At 63.5% G+C, this 19,916-nt stretch carries 19 protein-coding genes; 14 read left to right on the forward strand and 5 right to left on the reverse strand.

Annotation, left to right across the window (positions count from 1 at the left end; translation table 11 throughout):
- Positions 1 to 330: 330 nt before the first annotated feature.
- Positions 331 to 1,086 carry a tetratricopeptide repeat protein gene (locus tag OXH56_12160; GenBank protein ID MCY3556060.1) on the reverse strand — a complete coding sequence of 252 codons (756 nt, stop codon included), beginning with the start codon at positions 1,084 to 1,086 and terminating at the stop codon, positions 331 to 333.
- A gap of 219 nt (positions 1,087 to 1,305) precedes the next feature.
- On the opposite strand from OXH56_12160, the gene OXH56_12165 reads away from it, so the two are divergent.
- Positions 1,306 to 1,962 carry a molybdenum cofactor guanylyltransferase gene (locus OXH56_12165; protein ID MCY3556061.1) on the forward strand — a complete coding sequence of 219 codons (657 nt, stop codon included), beginning with the start codon at positions 1,306 to 1,308 and terminating at the stop codon, positions 1,960 to 1,962.
- A gap of 13 nt (positions 1,963 to 1,975) precedes the next feature.
- Here OXH56_12165 and rsmI read toward each other — a convergent pair whose 3' ends face one another.
- Both rsmI and OXH56_12175 read right to left on the reverse strand, forming a co-directional pair.
- Positions 1,976 to 2,644 (reverse strand): 16S rRNA (cytidine(1402)-2'-O)-methyltransferase, encoded by a 669-nt coding sequence (gene rsmI, locus OXH56_12170; GenBank protein MCY3556062.1) that lies wholly within the window; start codon positions 2,642 to 2,644, stop codon positions 1,976 to 1,978.
- A gap of 3 nt (positions 2,645 to 2,647) precedes the next feature.
- Positions 2,648 to 3,694 (reverse strand): Gfo/Idh/MocA family oxidoreductase, encoded by a 1,047-nt coding sequence (locus OXH56_12175; protein MCY3556063.1) that lies wholly within the window; start codon positions 3,692 to 3,694, stop codon positions 2,648 to 2,650.
- A 299-nt stretch (positions 3,695 to 3,993) separates the two neighbouring features.
- Between OXH56_12175 and hemE the strand changes: the two genes are divergently transcribed.
- Both hemE and hemG read left to right on the forward strand, forming a co-directional pair.
- Positions 3,994 to 5,499, forward strand: a complete 1,506-nt coding sequence (gene hemE / locus OXH56_12180) for a uroporphyrinogen decarboxylase (protein ID MCY3556064.1) — start codon at positions 3,994 to 3,996, stop codon at positions 5,497 to 5,499.
- Positions 5,496 to 7,019, forward strand: a complete 1,524-nt coding sequence (hemG, locus tag OXH56_12185) for a protoporphyrinogen oxidase (GenBank protein ID MCY3556065.1) — start codon at positions 5,496 to 5,498, stop codon at positions 7,017 to 7,019. Before hemE ends, hemG begins: the two co-directional genes overlap by 4 nt.
- 65 nt (positions 7,020 to 7,084) lie before the next feature.
- On the opposite strand, the gene OXH56_12190 is transcribed toward hemG, so the two are convergent.
- Together OXH56_12190 and OXH56_12195 are read right to left on the reverse strand one after the other, a co-directional pair.
- Entirely contained in the window at positions 7,085 to 8,422 is a 1,338-nt protein-coding gene (locus OXH56_12190; protein MCY3556066.1) for an aminotransferase class III-fold pyridoxal phosphate-dependent enzyme, read from the reverse strand.
- A gap of 22 nt (positions 8,423 to 8,444) precedes the next feature.
- A complete protein-coding gene (locus OXH56_12195) occupies positions 8,445 to 9,293 on the reverse strand; it encodes a phytanoyl-CoA dioxygenase family protein (GenBank protein ID MCY3556067.1) in 849 nt (282 codons plus the stop codon).
- Positions 9,294 to 9,728: 435 nt separating this feature from the next.
- Here OXH56_12195 and OXH56_12200 point away from each other — a divergent pair, with 435 nt between their 5' ends.
- The 11 genes from OXH56_12200 to OXH56_12250 all read left to right on the forward strand — a co-directional run bounded on the left by OXH56_12200 (position 9,729) and on the right by OXH56_12250 (position 19,915).
- Positions 9,729 to 10,886 carry a Re/Si-specific NAD(P)(+) transhydrogenase subunit alpha gene (locus OXH56_12200; GenBank protein ID MCY3556068.1) on the forward strand — a complete coding sequence of 386 codons (1,158 nt, stop codon included), beginning with the start codon at positions 9,729 to 9,731 and terminating at the stop codon, positions 10,884 to 10,886.
- Between the two features lie 56 nt (positions 10,887 to 10,942).
- The gene (locus OXH56_12205) at positions 10,943 to 11,224 is read left to right on the forward strand and encodes an NAD(P) transhydrogenase subunit alpha (protein ID MCY3556069.1); all 282 of its coding nucleotides are present in this window, start codon (positions 10,943 to 10,945) and stop codon (positions 11,222 to 11,224) included.
- Between the two features lie 4 nt (positions 11,225 to 11,228).
- Positions 11,229 to 12,629, forward strand: coding sequence for an NAD(P)(+) transhydrogenase (Re/Si-specific) subunit beta (locus OXH56_12210; GenBank protein ID MCY3556070.1), 1,401 nt, complete (start codon positions 11,229 to 11,231; stop codon positions 12,627 to 12,629).
- Positions 12,630 to 12,683: 54 nt separating this feature from the next.
- Positions 12,684 to 13,865, forward strand: coding sequence for a formate-dependent phosphoribosylglycinamide formyltransferase (gene purT, locus OXH56_12215; protein MCY3556071.1), 1,182 nt, complete (start codon positions 12,684 to 12,686; stop codon positions 13,863 to 13,865).
- Positions 13,866 to 13,902: 37 nt separating this feature from the next.
- Positions 13,903 to 14,763: a phytanoyl-CoA dioxygenase family protein gene (locus OXH56_12220; protein MCY3556072.1), complete on the forward strand. Its 861-nt coding sequence runs from the start codon at positions 13,903 to 13,905 to the stop codon at positions 14,761 to 14,763.
- 148 nt (positions 14,764 to 14,911) lie between these two features.
- A complete protein-coding gene (locus OXH56_12225) occupies positions 14,912 to 15,556 on the forward strand; it encodes a ThuA domain-containing protein (protein ID MCY3556073.1) in 645 nt (214 codons plus the stop codon).
- Positions 15,557 to 15,671: 115 nt separating this feature from the next.
- Complete coding sequence (locus OXH56_12230; GenBank protein ID MCY3556074.1) at positions 15,672 to 16,304, forward strand: peroxiredoxin; 633 nt, start codon at positions 15,672 to 15,674, stop codon at positions 16,302 to 16,304.
- A gap of 352 nt (positions 16,305 to 16,656) precedes the next feature.
- On the forward strand, positions 16,657 to 17,427 hold the full coding sequence (locus OXH56_12235) for an SPFH domain-containing protein (protein ID MCY3556075.1): 771 nt from the start codon (positions 16,657 to 16,659) through the stop codon (positions 17,425 to 17,427).
- Positions 17,428 to 17,454: 27 nt separating this feature from the next.
- Positions 17,455 to 17,622 carry an Arc family DNA-binding protein gene (locus OXH56_12240; protein ID MCY3556076.1) on the forward strand — a complete coding sequence of 56 codons (168 nt, stop codon included), beginning with the start codon at positions 17,455 to 17,457 and terminating at the stop codon, positions 17,620 to 17,622.
- Between the two features lie 122 nt (positions 17,623 to 17,744).
- Complete coding sequence (locus OXH56_12245) at positions 17,745 to 18,605, forward strand: phytanoyl-CoA dioxygenase family protein (protein ID MCY3556077.1); 861 nt, start codon at positions 17,745 to 17,747, stop codon at positions 18,603 to 18,605.
- A gap of 32 nt (positions 18,606 to 18,637) precedes the next feature.
- Positions 18,638 to 19,915 (forward strand): ABC transporter permease, encoded by a 1,278-nt coding sequence (locus OXH56_12250; GenBank protein MCY3556078.1) that lies wholly within the window; start codon positions 18,638 to 18,640, stop codon positions 19,913 to 19,915.
- The last annotated feature ends 1 nt before the right edge of the window (position 19,916 follow it).

The following is a 19,916-nucleotide window of genomic DNA, read 5'->3' on the forward strand; positions in this document are numbered from 1 at the left end:
GATGGTGGGTGTTCGGAGTACTGCTGCTGTTGATGGGCAGGTTCAGCGGTTTCCGTCATCCCGCGCCGGTCGACGACGCGGCGCCGCTTCCCCCACACAGCAGGTGGCTGGGCTGGCTCGCGGTCCTGGTCTTCATCCTGACCTGCATGCCGGTGCCGATCTCGTTTACGTGACCGTAGTCCCGGACTCCGGCGTACGCGGTGTGGGTGGTCCGGGAGGTGCAGACGGTCCGGGAGGTGTGGGCGGGCCGAATAGGACGGGCGGTCCAGGCGTTCGGAAAGGCGAAAGGCGGTCGGAGTGGTCAGGCTGGTTGGGCAGCCCAGGCAGGGATTAACTGATCAGCAACCGTTCCAGTTTCTTGTGGATTCGTTCGTCTTCCCCGTCGATACGATGAGCCTTGAGCAATTCGTCGATCGCGCGGGCGTTCTCGCCCATGATCTCGAAGATGGACCCCAGCGCGTAATGGGCCGCGAAATTGGTGGCGTCGAGCTCCAGCGCCTTCTGATACTCTCCGACCGCCAGTTCCCATTTCTCCTGCCGGACGTAGATCTCCGCGAGACTCATGTGGATTTCCGAGTTGTCTCCATCCCAACGCAAGGCTTCCCGGTACGCGGCGACGGCCTCGTCGTACATGGTCCGCCGCTTGTACACCATGCCCAGGAGCTTGTAGGCCTCGCCGTTCCGGGGTGAACGGCGAATGACCTCGCGGAAGCAGTTGGTCGCCTTCTCGAATTCGCCGAGATAACAGTAGATTCGGCCCAGGTCCTGGAAGAGGGCGTCCGTTCGGTATCCGCCCTCGAGGGCGTTCAGCATATAACCGCGGGCTTCGCTGTAGCACTCCTGCTTCATGTAGATCAGGCCGATATCGTACTGTACCGCGACCTTTTTCGGATACGCCCGCGCGCACTTGCTGAGCCATTCGAAGGCTTCGCTCGTGCGGCCGGTGTACATGAGTCCGAGACCCAGGCCTCGCAGGGTCCAGTAGTCGGTCTGCTTCCGTTCCACGCGCTCGAAGCAGATGCGCACGATGGTCTCGTAGTCCTTCTTCACCAGGAGGAGCTTGAGCTTATGAGACCAGAACCACATATTGAATACTCTTTCACGAACGGCCGGCACCGTAAACGGGGATTGATTCCGGAGGAACGGGACACGCGGCGCCAACATCCCGATACTCTGAATATACGGCGGCTCGTATGGGGTGTCAAGCGGACCCGGCTCAGTCTCGGCCGGCCGGACACCAGGGTTTTTCGCGCGTTCCCGGGAAGTGAAATTCAGGGTTGTAAGACGATAGGGAAAGTACATTAAATGACTGGTAAGGAAGAAGTTACGGGCATCATCCTCGCGGGGGGAAAGAGCAGCCGCTTCGGCTCGAACAAGGCGCTCACCCGGATCGATGGAGACCGGTTGATCGAACGGCTCTGCCGGACGGTCGGTTCGGTGACCGGACAGATGATGCTGATCACCAACACCCCGGAGGAATACGACTTCCTGGAGCTGGAAAGCAGGAAGGACCTGGTCCCCCGCTGCGGGCCAATCGGCGGCATCTTTACCGCGCTCAAAACGGCGCGTACACCACTGTGCCTGTGTGTCGCCTGCGACATGCCCTTTGTCCGGCCGGAGTTCCTGGAGTACATGGTGGAGCGATCGCCCGGCTTCGACGTGGTCGTCCCCGTGAACGACGGACGGGAGGAACCTTTGTGCGCGGTCTACCGGGAGACTTGCGTCCCGGCGATTGAAGACCGGATCCGGGCGAAAAGATATAAAATCGCCGGGTTCTTCGACGCGGTCCGCGTCCTGCGCCTTGTGCCGGAAGAGGGAGGGTTCCGCGATGCCGATCAGTTCTTCAACATCAACGACCGGGCGGACTACGATGAGGCGCTGAAGCGCATGACGGACCAGGCGCGCCAGGCGGACCAGGCGCGCCAGACGGACCAGGCGGACCAGGCGGACCAGGTGCGCTAGCCGAACAGGCGCGCTAGGCGGACCGCCCCTCCACCAGCAGGATGAACTCACCGCGCAGGCGGCGGTCCCGGGTCTCGTCACGCAACACGGACAGCGGATTCCGGTCGATTTTCTCGTGGAGTTTGGTCAGGTCGTTCGCCAGGGCCGCCCTGCGGTCCCCGAACGCCTCCAGGGCGTCGGTGATAAGCGCGTGCACCCGGTGGGGGCTTTCGAAATAGATGAGCGTTTCCGCACGGTCCGCGTCCGCTTCGAGATACCGGCGCCGGGCCGCGGGCTTGCGGGGCGGGAATCCACAGAACGAAAACCGGTGGACCGGCAGGCCCGAGAGGACGAGCGCCATGATCGGCGCGCTCGGACCGGGGGCCATGCTCACGGGGATTTCGGCCTGGATCGCGGCCTGGACGAGTCGGTATCCGGGATCGGCGATACCGGGCGTGCCCGCGTCCGTGACCAGGGCGAGGTCCCGTTCCTGCTCCAGGGCAGCCAGGGCCCTGGGTACGGCCCGCTCCTCGTTGTGTTCGTGGTAGGCCATCTGCCGCGCGCTGATCCCGTAATGCTTGAGCAGCCTTCCGGTCCTGCGCGTGTCTTCGCTGAGCACGATATCCACGCCGCGCAGGATCTCCAGCGCCCGGAGCGTGATGTCGTCCAGATGGCCGATCGGCGTGGCTACCAGGTAGAGCATGAACTAGTTCGTCTGTTCGGGGAACGGCGCGCGTATGTCGTAGCGGCCGTGTATCTCCACGGGAAGCGCTCCTTCCTCTACCATCAGGTCCAGCGGATTGTCTCCCGTCTGCATCGGCAGTTCGACCACGTCGCGTATGCGGGCCGATTCGTAGATCGCCATCATGAGTTCCATGGTCAGGCGGGCTGTTTCGCCGTCGTTTCGGTGTCCTTCGACGACGCCGTCCAGCCAGGAAATGAACTCGTCATACTGGTCGGCCTCCACCGGCGGCGGCGTGATGTGCTGCCAGTCGCCGGCATGGCGGTTCAGCAGGAGCAGGCCGCCTTCGGGGCCGCGTTTCAGGATCCCCTCCGTGCCGTAAATGACGTCGCCCTGCAGACCGGGATCGGGCAGGTCGCTCTCGTAGGTGCCCCTGATCCCGCCTTCGAAGGCGATGATCGCCGCACACCGGTCCTCGCACCGCACCCGGCGCTCCCACCGGTCCGTCTTGCGGGTCACCTGGCCGATCACCCAGACCGGAGCGGGGTCGCCCAGCACGTACATCATCTCGTCCAGCTCGTGGGTGCCCCGGTTCAGCAAGCCGTGAGCGTCCCGGCGCAACATGGCCGTGGGCGCTCCGATCGCGCCTTCCATCACCAGGCGGCGCGCCTCCACGTTCTGCGGGGTGAACCTGCGCTGGTGACCGATGGCGAGCTTGATACCGTGCTGTGCGCAGGATGCCAGCATGAGGTCGGCTTCGCTAAGACTGGACGCCATCGGCTTCTCACCGAGAATGCCCTTCGCGCCCGATTCCGCGGCTTTCACGGTGATTTCGGCGCGTACGTTCTGCCAGGTGGTGATGCTGACGATGTCACAGGACTCCTGCTCCAGCATATCCTCGTAATCCGTGTAGGGTTTCGCTTCGAATTCGTCGGCCAGCTTGCGGGCGTTTCGCTCACTGACGTCGGCGACCGCCACCACGTCGGTCTGTGGCTTCTGCGTCCAGTGCCGCGCGTGTGAACCGCCCATTCCTCCGCAGCCTATGATGCCGACCCGATATGACCCGGACATGTGAACTCCTTGATTGCGTGTGCTTTCCCGCCTCCCGCGGTCTGTCGTCCCGCGCAATGTACTATTTGCCAGGTGAACCCGCAACCACAGATTGGCGGGCACTTGCACGTCCATGCAGCACCGGTGGACCCGAAAAGAGCCGGCAAACTACGACCCGGCCGGCCAGGACCCGGCACGCCCGGACGGGGACCCGCACACCAGGGCACGGCTGGCGGACTGGTCCCCGCATCCTACTATTGTATTGCTCCCCTTTACTGTCGGCTGTAGGTTAGAACAGTTCAACTGCGGAAGGGGACGAAATGGACTACAACGGCCTGCAGGTCGCGACATTGGACGAGTCGCTGCGGGACGCAATCGGCGCCCGCGGCGGCATTCCCGTGATAGCCAGCGCGGACGATTCGGAGCGCGTGGACGCCTTCATTGACGGCCTGGCCAGGGACGATATCGCCGTACTGTTACTGACGGATCCTGATCATATCCGCGCTTTACTCGGCCGGGCGGCCGCCACGGGCCGGATCGAGGTCCTGCTGGATGCCGTCAGGCAGATTGCCGTGGGCTCGGCCGGGCCGGCCTGCACGGACATCTGGAGAAACCACCGTCTCTCGGTCGACTTCGAACCCGACGGAACGGGAGGCGAAGCGCTCGTATCAAGCATGGCGCGCCTTGCGGGCTACCTGGTCAACAAGAAGCGTACCGCCGTGGACGGTGGCGTGGACACCTCCTACTGGCATCGCACCGACATGCGGTGGCACTTCGAGAGCGATCCGTACGGTACCCGGGGGGAGTCGGCCTTCCTCCGGGCGTGCCGGTGCGAACCGACGGAGTATACACCCATATGGATGCTGCGCCAGGCCGGCCGCTACCAGCGGGCCTACCGGGAACTCAAATCGGACCTGGATTTCCTGGACATGTGCAAGACCCCGGAGCTCACGGCGGAAATCACGTTGATGGCGGCGGAACGCCTCGGTGTGGACGCCGCCATCCTCTTCGCGGACATCCTGCCCCTGCTGCAGCCGATGGGGTTCCGCCTGGAATACGTCACGGGCCAGGGACCGGTCATTCACAACCCGTTACGGTCGGCCGAAGCCGTGGACCAGCTCGAAGACGTTGAACCGGCGTCCCAGCACTTCGTCTACGAGGCCATCCGCATGGTGCTGCCCGCCCTGCCGCCCCATATCCCGCTCATCGGTTTCTCCGGCGCCCCCTTCACCCTGGCGGCCTATGCCATCGAAGGCCAGAGTACAAGGGACTTCAGGCACCTCAAGACCTTCATGTATACCGATCCGGGCGTGTGGCACGCCTTCATGTCGAAGCTGGCCCGGGCGGTCACGGCCTACCTCAACGAACAGATCGAGGCCGGCGTCCACGCCGTGCAGCTGTTCGACAGCTGGGCCGGCTGCCTGTCACCCGACGACTACCGGGCTTTCGTCCTTCCTCACACGGGATACGTCTTTTCCCACCTTCGCCGGGGCGTCCCCAGGCTTCACTTCGGCGTGGGGACAGGGTCCCTGCTCGAACTGATGCGGGAGGCCGGCGGAGACGTCATCGGACTGGACTGGCGGGTGGACCTGGCCGAGGCCTGGCGCCGGCTCGAATACGATACGGCCGTACAGGGGAACCTCGATCCCGTGATCCTGTTTGCCTCCCCTGATGAAATCCGCAAACAGGCCGCGGCCATCCTGCACAAGGCCGCCGGGCGTCCCGGCCACATATTCAATCTCGGCCACGGCATTCTTCCCGGCACGCCGGAAGACCACGTGATCGCCCTGGTAGACGCCGTACATGAGATGGGAAGCGGTCGATGAAGGTCGTCGTGGTCGGCGGGGGCATCGCGGGATTGAGCGCGGCCTACCGGCTGACGGAATCCGGGCATCCCGGACTGGAAGTGACGCTGCTTGAACGGTCGGACCGTTTCGGCGGGACGATCCGCACGGTCGAGCGTGAAGGTTGCCTGGTCGAACTGGGGCCGGATTCCTTTCTCACTTCCAAGCCCTGGCTTTCGGATCTCGCGGGCCGTCTGGGCGTGGCGGACCGGATCATCCCCACCGCACGGACCCATCGCAGGTCCCACGTGGTCCATCGCGGTAAGCTGCATCCATTGCCCGACGGTTTTCTGATGATGGCGCCCACCCGCCTTTGGCCGATGGCGACCACCTCCCTCTTTTCGTGGAAGGGCAAGGCTCGATGCGCCCTGGACCTGGTATTGCCCAGGGGGTCCGCGACCGGCGACGAAAGCCTCGGCGCCTTCGTACGCAGGAGGTTTGGCGTCGAGGTGCTCGAGCGGGTCGTCCAGCCGCTCATCGGGGGCATCTATGCGGGCGACCCGGATACCCTCAGCCTGAAAGCCACCATCCCGCGGTTCTTCGAGATGGAACTGCGTCACCGCAGTGTCATCAAGGCCATGGTCGCGAAGCGGCGCGCGGCCGCGAAGCAACAGCGCGGGGCGTCCACAGGCAGTGGGGCGTCCGCCGGCAGCGGGGCGTCCGCCGGCAGCGGGGCGTCCGCCGGCAGCGGGGTGTCCGCCGGCAATGAGGCAGCAAAGCAGCGCGGGGCGTCCGCCGGCAGCGGCGCCCGTTACGGCGAACTGGCTTCCTTCGACCGGGGCATGGAAACCATCGTGCAGGCGCTGCTGCGGCATTTGCCCTCGGACGCCATGCATACCCAGGCCGAGGTGACGCGCCTGACCCGTGACGGGAGCGGCTGGAACCTGTCCTGCGTCGACGGGCAACGTTTCAAAGCGGACGGCGTCATCCTCGCCGTGCCCTCTCGCCATGCCGCGGAATTGCTGCACGGTACCGACACGGGACTCTACGAGGAGCTGGCGGCCATCCCCCACGCGTCGTCGGCCGTCATGAACCTCGTGTACCGGCGTTCAGACGTGCCCCACCCGCTGGACTGCTTCGGTTTCGTTGTGCCCGCCGTTGAGGATCGCGAAATCATCGCCTGCACCTTCAGCAGCGTGAAGTTCCCGAACCGGGCGCCGGAAGGCCTCGTCCTGTTGCGCGTGTTTCTGGGCGGCATGCTTCAGCAGGAACTGCTTCAGTCCGACGACGAAGTCCTGCTTCGGATCGTATGCGGGGAACTACGGGACTTGATGGGCATCGAAGGCGAGCCGCTGCACATCGACCTGGCGCGCTATCCGGACGCCATGCCCCAGTACCTGGTCGGCCATGGCCGGCGCGTTGAGCGGATCGAATCGCTGCTCGGGCGGCATTCCGGGCTTGCACTGGCGGGCAATGCCTACGGGGGCGTGGGCCTGCCGGACTGCGTGCGTTCGGGAGAACAGGCGGCGGAGCGGGTGCTGAAGGATTCAGGCGCGCCTTAAGCGGACACTAAGGCCAGGCAGGTGCTGACACCGCAACCACTTGCATTCCGGCCTGGTCGATCAACTTACCTGACCAGCCTCCTGAAGGGTTCCTTCTTGAGGTCGCACTCAAGCAGTTCCGCCAGGTTGCCGCGGTCCAGGCCTGACTTGATGAGCCCGAAGACCTCGGCGGCCGCCTCGCCCAGTTGACGGACGTCTCCCTCCGTGTGGGCCATGGTGACCCGGAACGAGGTCGGGGTAAAGATGCCCCGGCGTGACATCTCCTGGACGAACAGCGTGGAGACGATGGGGGTGAGTTCCGGGTCGGGCAGATCGAAGGAGAGGCCGGGATTGTGGGAAAGGCCCATGCAGGCGCCGGGCAGTCCCGCGCTCGCGAAGGCGTCGTTTATCGTCTTCTTGACCAGTTGGCCCATGGCCTCGAAAAAGGCTTCCGAGTTACGTCGCTTCAGCTCGCGAATGGTGGTCAACGCGGCGGCCAGGCCCACGTTGTCGCTCCAGTAGGAACTGGAAACAAACATCGACGCGGCGGGTGCCATGGCCTCGCGTGATCCCACGACGGCGCCCATGGCGTATCCGTTCGACATGGCCTTGGCCAGGGTGGTCACATCGGGCGTTACACCGGTATACTCCTGGAACCCCCCGATGCGAAAACGCCAGCCGCAGGACACCTCGTCGAACACGAGCAGCGCGTCGTGTTCATGGGCCAGCGACTTGACGGCTTCCAGGTAGCCGGGAGGTGGCAGTTCGGACCGGGCGGGCTCCATCATGACCGCCGCGACCTGTCCCTCGTACTTATTCAGCAGGTCCGAGAGCATGTCCAGGTCGCCGTAAGTGAAGGGGATGGCCGTCCCGGCTAGCACCCGCGGCACGCCGATCGGCTCGATGCCGGCGAAGGGGTATTCGCCGCTCTCGGGATCGACGAGGTAGTTGGCGGACTGGTACCAGTCGTGCCATCCATGGTAGCCGCAGAAGAGGATGATGTCCTTCCCGGTGGTCCCCCGCACGATCCGCACGGCCAGGGCGCAGGTCTCTCCCCCGGCCTTTGCGTACCGCACCATCTCGGCGCTGGGGATGGTATCGATGAGTTCCTCGGCCAGTTCGATTTCCAGCGGACCGTTCAGCGTGTATATACTGCCCCGGTCGATCTGTTCCTTCACCGCGCCGTCCACCACATCATCGGCGTGACCCAGGATGATGGCGCTGACCGCGTTCATCATGTCCAGGTACTCGTTGCCGTCCACGTCCACGAAACGGGCGCCCTTGGCGCTTTCGGCATAGACGGGGCTGACGCCGTTTGCGAACTGGCTTGCCCGCCGGCTGATCAACTGCGTCCAGCCGGGGATCAGTTCCTCGGCCCGCCGGTACATTTGCATCGATTTTCCGACGGAACGGTTGACGGACATTTTGGCCATCCTTTCCTCGTGGTTATGCCTGGCTGCTTCGGGTCCAGCCCCTCGGCCTGTGCCAGGGCTTGAAGAGCGCGCGCTGGTCGTCGTCCCAGCGGGCGAAAGTGGCTTCGGTCACGTACGGGAATTCGTCCATGGTAGCCTGGTTCTGCGACAGCATCCAGTAGGGCCCGTAGCCCACGTGGATGGTCTTGCGGACCTGGTCGGACCGGTTGGTAACGCCACCGTGGCGGAGGTTTTCCGTGAACAGTATGGCGTCTCCGGCCTTGACTTCCAGCGCGACCACGCCGGGTTCCTCGTCCGGGTTGCCGTCATAGGGACAGGGCACGTTCGTCTTGTGGGTTCCGGGTATGACACAGAACGCCCCGTGTTCCCGGGACACGTCATGGATGAAGTAGACCATGCGCACCATCATGCAGTCGATTCCGTTGGCGTTGAACCCGTACCGGTACTTCTGGTTCTCGGGCCGCATGCCGCCGTGCAGTCCCGACAGGTTCCCGCGGTAGCGGATCCGGATCTCGGAGTTGTTGATCGTGGACCTGCCCTGGACGATCCCGCCGATATACGCCATGGTGCGCCCGTCGTTCACCAACACGTCGAAGCGCTCGTCGGCGTTCCAGAAGTCCTCGATGATGACGGTTCTGCCCTCCGCGTTCGATCCGTCCACGTGGTATCCCCGTTCCGGATTCCGGTGATAGTCCGGTCCCCAGGGACTGGCCTTGCGCGGCGGCTTGTCCAGGTTCGCCAGCGCGTGGGCTTCCAGCTCGTCTACCGCGGCCGACAGCGAGGAGACGGCATCCGGGTCCAGCAGGTCCTCGATCACGATGTAGCCCTGGCGGTCGAATTCATAGCGTTCAGTTTCGTTCATGGTGACTCCTTGAGCTGCCGGTTTACCACAACGGTACGTAACCCGCACGTTGCACGACGGCCTGGCCTTAGCCGCCCAGGATCTCATCCCCGAGGCCTGCGCTATACAAAATAACACGCGGCCCGGTCCCTGACAATATGCGCGTGGTTCGAGCCGGTTATTTTGCCCGGACGGTGAAGACGCCAATCTGGGAGTTGACGCGTCCGGCAGGAATCCTTATATATAGAACTCGGTCCGCGACGCGGCCTGCAGCCAGGTCCACGAAACCGCCTTCAATGCGGTCCGCGACTCAGCACAAGCATGTGGTCCGCACGGTCAGCATGATCCGCATCGCCGGGACAGCCAGCATATTCGAATCAGTCCGCATCGTCGAGTCGGCCAGCGTATTTTAATCAGTCAGTATATTCAGATCAGTCCATGGAGTCGGAGCAGTACATGACCATCGGCGTCCCTAACGAAACCTGTCCGGGCGAACGGCGCGTATCCATCGTCCCGGCCGGGGTTGGCGCCCTGGTACGGGCAGGTTGTGCCGTCCGGGTCTCCGCGGGTGCGGGCCGGGAGGCAGGCATCGCGGACGCGTCCTACGAAGAGGCCGGCGCCGTGGTAGTGCCGGAGCGTGGTTCGTTATTCGCCGAAGCAGACGTGATCGTGCAGGTAAGAGGGGGCGGAGCGAATCCGGACTCGGGTATGGCGGACGTCGAACTGCTGCGCGAGGGACAGGTACTGATCGGGTTTCTGGAACCGCTGTCCGCTGCCGCCGAGATCCGGTCGCTTGCCGACCGTCGCGCAATCTCCTGCGCCATGGAGTTGATCCCGAGGACCTCCCGTGCGCAGAGCATGGATGCCCTTTCCTCCCAGGCCAACATCGGCGGCTACAAGGCCGCGCTGATGGCGGCCGAATACCTCCCGAGGCTGTTCCCCATGATGATGACGGCGGCCGGGACCATCACGCCCGCCCATGTCTTCGTGGTCGGAGTGGGCGTAGCAGGCCTGCAGGCCATTGCGACCTGCAAGCGGCTGGGCGCCGTGATACAGGCCTATGACGTGCGGCCGGCCGTCAAGGAGCAGGTCCAGAGCGTCGGGGCGCGCTTCGTGGAGCTGGAACTCGACACCGCGGAATCTGAAGGATCGGGGGGTTACGCCCAGGCCATGGACGAGCAGTTCTACGCGAAACAGCGGGAGATGATGGCCCGCGTCGTATCCGAGAACGACGTGGTGATCACGACGGCCGCCGTACCGGGAAAGCCGGCGCCCGTGCTGGTGACGGAAGACATGATCAAGAGCATGAATCCCGGCTCGGTCGTGATCGACCTGGCGGCGGAGCGGGGGGGAAACTGCGAGATCACGGAACCGGGCAAGACCGTCGTCAAGCATGGCGTGACCCTCGTGGGAGAATTGAACCTGCCTTCGACCGTGCCCTTTCACGCCAGCCAGATGTATTCCAACAACATCGTGAACTTCCTGAAGCTGATGATCAACGACGGCGCGCTGGACGCGACCGTGGACGACGATATCGTGCAGGGCGCGACCGTTACCCGCGACGGCGAGATCGTCAACGAACTGGTCCGTTCCGTACTTGACGGTACCGGCTGAACGGGCTTGTACCGGTTGAACGGCCTCGGACCGGCGAGCGAATCGAGGAGTGCCACATGGGTGAAACCATTGCCATATTGACCATTTTCGTCCTGGCGGTGTTCGTCGGATTCGAAGTCATCACCAAGGTCCCGCCCATCCTGCACACCCCGCTGATGTCCGGCTCGAACGCCATATCGGGGATCACGATCATCGGCGCCATCCTTTCGGCCGGGACCCAGTACTCGACGCTGACCACGGTCCTGGGAACCGCCGCCGTGGTTTTCGCCACGATCAACGTGGTCGGCGGCTACCTCGTGACCAACCGCATGCTGGACATGTTCAAGAGAAAGGAGTAGGCGGATGTCCCCCGATCTCGTCCGCTTCGCCTATCTCGTTGCCGCCTCCCTGTTCGTATTCGGGCTGAAGGGGCTCTCCCATCCCCGCACTGCGGTACGAGGCAACCGCCTGAGTGCCCTGGGCATGTTCATCGCCATCGTGGTGACGCTGATCGACCAGCAGATCGTCCGGTTCGAGTTCATCGTCGCGGGTATCGTCCTCGGCGGAGCCATCGGCGCCATCTGGGCGCTCAAAGTGCCCATGACCGCCATGCCGCAGTTCGTGGGCCTGTGCAACGGTTTCGGAGGCGGGGCGTCGGTGCTCGTGGCCGGCGCGGCCTACGTCGAGGCGGCGCTGCGTTCCGCGGACACGATCTCGATGCAGTTCGGCGTCGCGACCATGGCTTCCGGGCTGATCGGCGGCGTCACCTTCTGGGGCAGTCTGATCGCCTTCGGCAAACTGCAGGGCATCGTCTCCGAAAAAGCGGTTCGCTTCACCGGAGATCACGTGCTCAAAGGGCTCTTCCTGCTGGCCGGGCTGGCGGCGGGCGTCCTCTGCATCATGCAGCCGGAGAACACCATGTACTTCTGGATCATGGTGGCGATCGCGTCCGTGCTGGGCATACTGCTCGTGGTGCCTATCGGCGGCGCGGACATGCCGGTGGTCATCGCCCTGCTCAACTCCTATTCGGGCATGGCCGCCGCGGCAACGGGCTTCGTGCTGTCCAACAACGTGTTGATCATATCGGGATCGCTGGTCGGCGCGTCCGGATTCATCCTCACGAGCATCATGTGCAAGGCCATGAACCGGTCGCTCGCCAACGTGATGTTCGCGGGAGTCGGCGGCGATTCGGGCGGCGGCGACGAGGGTCCTGCCGACGACCTCTACGAAGGCAAAGTGAAATCCACCACCGCCGAAGAAGTCGCCATGGTGCTCGACAGCGCGCGGCGCGTAGTATTCGTCCCCGGCTACGGCATGGCGGTGGCCCAGGCGCAGCACGCCGTGCGCGACCTGGCCAATCAACTGGAGGCCGACGGCATCGAGGTGGAGTTCGCCATCCATCCCGTTGCGGGCCGCATGCCCGGCCACATGAACGTGCTGCTGGCCGAAGCGGACGTCCCCTACGACCGCCTGAAGGAGATGGACGAGGCCAATACGGGTTTCGAGCAGACCGACGTGACCATCGTCATCGGCGCCAACGACGTGGTCAATCCCCTGGCCCGCGACGCGGCAGACACGCCGCTGACCGGCATGCCGATCCTGAACGTGGACAAGTCGCGGACCGTCGTGGTCATCAAGCGCAGCCTGAGCCCGGGCTTCGCCGGCATACCCAATCCGCTCTTCGCCGCGGACAACTGCCTGATGCTCTTCGCCGACGGCAAAGATGCGGTGCAGGAACTGACGGCGGCGGTGAACGAAATCTGACCGCGGTGCACCGGGAATGATGGAATCAGCAACACATACCGGAAGGAAGTCCCGATGGCCGTGCTAGGCACGCCGCTGTCCCCTTCGGCGACCCGAGTGCTGATGTGCGGTTCGGGCGAACTCGGCAAGGAAGTGGTCATCGAGTTCCAGCGCCTGGGCGTGGAAGTGGTCGCCGTGGACCGTTACGCCAACGCGCCGGCCATGCAGGTAGCCCACCGCTGCCACGTCGTGGACATGCTGGACCCATCCGCCTTGCGCGCGGTGATCGAACAGGAACACCCCGATTTCATCGTACCCGAAATCGAAGCCATCGCCACCGGCGTCCTGGTGGACCTGGAATCGGAAGGGTATCACGTCGTTCCCACGGCACGGGCCGTCCACCTGACCATGAACCGGGAGGGGATACGGCGGCTGGCCGCGGAGGAGCTCGGCCTTCCCACGTCGCCCTATCGCTTCGCAGGGTCCAGCGAAGCCTACGAACGCGCGGTACGCGAGATCGGCCTGCCCTGCGTCGTCAAGCCCGTCATGAGCTCTTCCGGCAAGGGACAGAGCACGGTGCGCCACGCTTCGGAGGCGGCCGGCGCCTGGCGGCACGCACACGACGACGCCCGCGGCGGTGCGGGCAAGGTGATCGTAGAGGGGTTCGTCGAATTCGACTACGAAATCACGCTCCTGACAGTGTGCCACGCGGGCGGTACGAGTTTCTGCCCGCCCATCGGCCATGAACAGGTCGACGGGGACTACCGGTATTCCTGGCAGCCCCAGCCCATGAGCGAGAAGGCGTGGACGGAAGCCAGGCGGACGGCTGCAGCGGTCACCACCGCACTCGGCGGCCGCGGCGTATTTGGCGTCGAGTTGTTCATCAGGGGCGACGAAGTGGTCTTCAGCGAGGTCTCGCCCCGCCCCCACGATACGGGCATGGTCACGCTCATCTCGCAGGACCTGTCCGAATTCGCCCTGCACGCGCGGGCCGTGCTGGGTCTCCCGATCCCGGAGATCCGCCAGCACGGTCCTTCCGCCTCGGCGGCCCTCGTGGTGGAAGGCGAGTCCGACCGGATGACGTTCGGCAACCTGGGTGCCGCCCTTTCCGAACCGGACACCGGCCTGTATCTCTTCGGCAAGCCCGAAGTCTCCGGTCACCGGCGCCTCGGCGTAGCCGTCGCTCGCGGGGCGGACATCGACGTGGCCTGCGCAAAGGCGGCCCGCACTATGGAATCCGTGCGCGTGGAACTGTAGTGCGCCGGCGACGCCCGCAACAAGGCAGAAAGGAGGGATGATGCACAGTCAAGCGGAACAACGGGTCAACGTGGACGACCGGGACTGGCACGCCCTCACCCGGGGCGAGCGTATCCGGATGATCGAGGAGGAGGGTTACCTGATCATCCCGGACTGGATCACTCCCGGCTACCTGGCCGAACTGAAGACGGAGTGCGAAAGGCTCGAAACCGTCGGACGGGACTACAGCGAAAAACAGCGGGGATGCAGGGATCCGCACCTTGCCAGCCCGAAGCTGGCCGAACTCATCGCCTACGAACCCACGGTGCGGTTCCTGGAGGAGTTGTTCGGTGACTGCCTGGTGTTCATTCACTATACCTACGACCGGTCCGAACCCGGCACGCCGGGGATCAGTCTCCACACGGACGGACAGCCCTACGGCTCGAAGATATTCGGGTACGAGGGAAGCTGCCCCATCACCGTCCGGGTACTCTACTACCTCGACGACCTGACGATGGACGTCTCGCCCTTCCGGGTCGTGCCCAGGTCTCATCTCTGCATGCACGCGGACGCCCACCCGTACAAGCGTTACGAGCGGCACCCCGAAGAGGTGGTCGTACCCTGCAAGGCGGGATCGGCGTTGTTCCTGAACCACCGGACGTTCCACGGCACGATGCCCAACCGGGGCAACCGGTCGCGGGCCATGCTCGCGGTGGCCTACCGGCCGGCCTGGGCCGGACCGATCGTCGACGTGGCGCCACGGGATCCGTCCGACCTGGAACGAATGCCCGATTCCGTCCGGCCCTTCCTGGGCGATCCCAGCATGCGGACCTACGAGTTCGGCGTCGGCAACAAGCCGGAGGGCATGTCGACCAGCGCGCCCGGCATGAACCCGAGCCGCTGGGAACGACGGGCGTAGCTGGCGGGACGGCCGGGAAGCGAGCAGAGCAGGAAGGACCGGGCGTAGCGTGCAGACCAGGCCGGATCCGCGAACCCGACAGACTCGAAACCACGGTGCCCCGGTCTTCAACGGGCAGTGAGCGAATTGCAACCATAGGAGCAACCACATGCCTAATGCCCTATTCGTCTGGGGAGGATGGGAAGGACACGAACCCAGGCAGTCCCAGGACATCTTCATCCCGCTGCTTGAATCGGAAGGATACGATATCACGCAAAGCGACACACTCGACGCCTACCTGGACGCGGAAGCCATGCCCACGTACGATCTCATCGTGCAGACCGTGACCATGAGCACGATCACCGGCGCGCAGGAAAAAGCGCTCCTGGAGACGGTCTCCGCCGGGGCCGGGTTCGGCGGCTGGCACGGGGGACAGGCGGACGCCTTCCGCAACAACACGAACTACCAGTACATGGTGGGCGGACAGTGGGTGTCCCATCCGGGCGGGATCATCGACTACGAAGTCAACATCATCGATCACGAAGATCCCGTGACAGCCGGGCTGGACGATTTCGCCATGCGCTCGGAACAGTATTACATGCACGTCGATCCGTCCAACCAAGTGCTCGCGACCACGACCTTCAGCGGGGATCACGACGCCTGGATCGATGGCACGGTGATGCCCGTGGTTTGGAAGAGGCCGTGGGGCAAGGGGAAGGTATTCCACTGTTCGCTGGGACACGTCGCCAGCGATTTCGACGTACCCGAGGCGCGGGAAATCGTCCGTCGCGGACTGATCTGGTGCACGCGCTGATTTTATTCTTTACTTTGTTGACCTAGATAGGTATATTATCGTGGCCATAAGACGGATCAGGCCACTGATCACACCACCTTATCATCTATAGCAAGCCCTTTGCAGGAGGACTGTCATGGCGTTACGTTTAATGGACGAAGCCCCGGATTTCACGGCTGAAACCACCGAGGGAACGATTCGTTTTCACGAATGGCTCGGGGACGGCTGGGGCATACTCTTTTCCCATCCCGCGGATTACACGCCGGTCTGCACCACGGAACTGGGGTACATGGCCAACATCGCCCACGAGTTCGCCCGGCGAAACGTCAAGATCCTGGCCATCAGCGTGGATCCCCTCGATTCGCACCGTGGCTGGATCAGCGACATCAACGAGACGCAGAACGCGAACGTGAGCTACCCGCTGATCGCGGATCCCGACCAGGAAGTCGCCCAGCTCTACGACATGATCCATCCGAACGCCGACGACAAGATGACCGTGCGTTCGGTGTTCGTCATCGGTCCGGACAAGAAGATCAAGCTGATGCTGACCTACCCCGCGTCCACGGGCCGGAATTTCGACGAGATCCTGCGCGTCGTGGACTCCCTGCAGTTGACGGCCCATCACAAGCTCGCCACGCCGGTCAACTGGACCAGCGGCGAAGACTGCATCATCGTACCGGCGGTCACGGACGAGGAAGCAGACCAGACCTACTCCGACATCCGCCGTGTGAAGCCCTACCTGCGCTACGTGAAGCAACCCCAGGGCTGATTGCGGCTGCGGACGGCCGTTACATGCGAACGGCCGTTACAACTCGAACGGTCACTACAACAAGTTGAATAGAAAGAGAAAGGCGCCTCGACAGGGGCGCCTTTTTTATTTGGCTTTATTTGAAAATGTGTGCTTGACAGGCGATCTGTTATCCTGTAATATGATATCATATTGATATTATAATGTTATCCTATCAACCGATGTTTGGAGGAGGAAAGCAATGATAACGGAAAGAAGCCCGTTGAAATTCAGCGGCTGGAGGGCGCTGGTCTGGCTGATCGTCCTGTTTCCTTTGACGTTTGTGGTCATGGATTGGGTCATTACGTTCAATCCACCCGTACTGGAGCAGGAAATGAGCGTCCGAGACGTGCTCCTGCTGGTGTTTGTCTTCATACCGGCCCTCGCCGTACTGGGATTCTGCTTCAAGGGATTCTTCACGCTGGAACCGAACGAAGCCAGCGTGCTGACGCTGTTCGGCAAATACACGGGGACGGTGAGGGAGCAGGGATTCTGGTGGGTGAATCCCCTCAACAGCAAGGCGAAGATCTCCCTTCGAGCCAGGAATTTCGACAGCGAGCGACTGAAGGTAAACGACAAAAACGGAAACCCGATCGAAATCTCAGCCGTCGTGGTCTGGCGCGTGGAAGATACGGCCCAGGCGAGTTTCGATGTGGACGACTTTGTCGAGTACATACAGGTACAGTCCGAATCGGCCATCCGCCACCTGGCCACCAGCTACCCCTATGACCTGACCGAGGGAGAGACCGCCAGCCTGAGGTCGTCCATAGAGGAAGTGTCCGAAGCCCTCGGCAACGAAATACGGGAACGGGTCGGCGCGGCCGGGGTTTCGGTATCGGAAGCACGGATCAACCACCTGGCCTACGCCCCCGAAATCGCGCAGGTGATGCTGCAGCGGCAGCAGGCCGATGCCATCATCGCCGCCCGTCAGAAGATCGTGGACGGCGCGGTGGGCATGGTGGAAATGGCCCTTGAAAGGCTGAAGGACCAGCATGTGGTCGATCTGGACGAAGAACGCAAGGCCGCCATGGTGAGCAATCTCCTCACCGTGCTCTGCAGCGAATCGTCCACGCAGCCAATCGTAAATACCGGTTCGCTGTACTGACGCGAGACTACAGGGAAACGTACGATCGTGCCGGATAAGAAGAAATCCCTGCTGCTGCGAATCAACACCGAGCTCTGGAATGACCTCAACGCCTGGGCGAAGGATGAATTGCGTAGCGCGAACGCCCAGATTGAGTATATTCTACGGGCCGAAGTGCACAAAAGAAAGAAACGGCGGCGGCGCGAGGAAGATTGAAGGTATCGAAACGTGCGCAGGTAAACATGTGCAGGTAAACACTGGAAACGCGCGGCCTGGACCGGGAGAGCGGTCCAGGGTGCAGAAACAGATGCCGCACATCTGACTGGGAGCCCATTGGCTTGGCGGTAGAGACGAATACAGACCTGGACCGGTTCGACACAACGGGTTTCGTGATCCTGAAAGGGTTCTACCCCGACGGGGTGGTGGAGGCGGCCCGGCGCGACGCCGGCAAACTCGTGGACCGGTTCGCGGACCGGCTGATGGCGGAGGGTAAGATCTCGAGAGACCACGCCGATGCGCCATTCGAGACGCGCCTGGCCCGGATCTGCGCGGACGCGCCGGACAAGGCGCCCCACATCTTCCGCAAGGAGCTCCACCTGGCGGGTATGTACGAGGTGTTCTTCCACCCGCCGCTGCTGGACATCGTGGAAACCCTCCTGGGCAAGGAAATTCGGCTCTATCCCAACTACTCCATCCGCCCCAAGCTGCCCGGCCACGCCCCGACGCTCGTCCTCTGGCACCAGGACGGGGGATATACCTACAAGGTCCACCGCGACGGCGATCACAGCGCGGAGACGGTGGACGCCCTGCGCATGATCAACGTATGGTCTCCCCTGGTCCCCGCCCGCGAGGACAACGGGTGCATGCAGTTCATTCCCGGCACGCACCGGATCGGCATGGCCCGGCACGAGGACCGCGAATTCTACCTCGAAATCACCCAGGAAGACCTGGCCCCCTACGTGGACCAGGCGGTGTCCATCGAGCTGGACCCGGGAGACATCGTCCTCTTCCATAACATGCTCTACCACCAGGGGCTTCCCAACCGCACCGACCAGGTCAGGTGGAGCATGGACTGGCGCTACCAGGATGCGAGGCAGCCGACGCTGCGCAGCACGACGGGGCATCTCGCCCGCAGCCGCCTGCATCCCGAAGAGGTCGTACGCGACGCCGGGGACTGGGTCCGCCGGTCCTTTCAGTAGCTTAGTCCACGTCCCGCGAACAGGACGCCGTATTGCTCAATCTCACCGATACCGGTCTCGTATTCCTTCGGGAACTCCGCGGCGCCCTGCGTGAACGCTCCATCGTCATCAACGTCGTCCTGGTGCCCCTGTTCATGTACCCGGTCCTCCTCTGGGTGGCTTATACGGGGCTGTCCTTCGTCATCGGCCAGACGGAGAACTTCACGGCCCGCGTAATGATCGCGGGCGACGTGGAGGAAGGCGCCGCCCTCGTCCGCGAAATCGAGGCTGCGGACCGCATAGACCGCCTGGACCGCGTGACGGCCGCAGACTTGCAAGCCGTCGAAGACGCGATTCGTGACGGCCGGCTGGATCTCCTGGTCGAACTCGTTCTCCGCGACGAGGGTAACGCAGACGATATCGAGGTCCGCATGACCGGCGACACGTCTAAGGACCGGAGCCGGATCGCCATGAGCCGGGTCGAAGACGTCGTCAACCGCCATCGGACGGCCTACCTGGAAAGGGCGGGCAGGGAACGGGGGCTGGACGGTCCGGCCTACCAGATGATCTGGATAGAACGGGAGAACGTTTCCTCCAGCCGGGACATGGGACGCTTCATCCTGGGGATGGCGGTGCCCATCCTCGTCATCATCATGCTGATCGTGGGCGGCATGTACCCCGCCCTGGACGCGACGGCCGGAGAACGCGAGCGTGCCACCTGGGAGACCACGCTGACGGCGGCGACGGACCGTGTGAATGTCCTCGCGGGAAAGTACCTGTACGTGGCCACGCTTTCGACCACGGCAGGCATGCTGAATTTCCTGGCCATGAGCCTGTCCATGCGTACCCTCATGGCACCGCTCCTGGGCGACCGGATCCAGGACCTGAGCTTCACGATCCCGTGGTCCGCCGTTCCGCTGATCTTCGTGGTCATCGTACTCCTCGCCTTGTTCGTTTCCGCCCTCCTTATGGTCGTGGCCAGCTTCGCCCGGACGTTCAAGGACGCCCAGTCCCTGGCGGGTCCCTTCGTAACGGTCATGATCCTGGTACCCGCGGTCTTCATGCAGTTCCCCGGCCTGGAACTCACGACCTGGCTGGCCTGCGTGCCCATCATAAACGTTTGCCTGGTATTCCGGGAAGCACTCGGCGGAGTATACCACTGGCCCCAGATCGGCCTCACCCTGCTGATGGAAGGTTTGTATATCTGGATCATTCTGCGGATCGCCGCGGCGATCACGCGCTACGAAGACATCATGACCGGCAGCTATGAAGGCGGGCTGGGCGGTTTCCTGAAACACCGGCTTCTGCGCCGCAACCCCTCAAGAGGATAGC

This window comes from Gemmatimonadota bacterium (assembly GCA_026702745.1).
Classification (GTDB): Bacteria; JAAXHH01; JAAXHH01; order JAAXHH01; family JAAXHH01; genus JAAXHH01.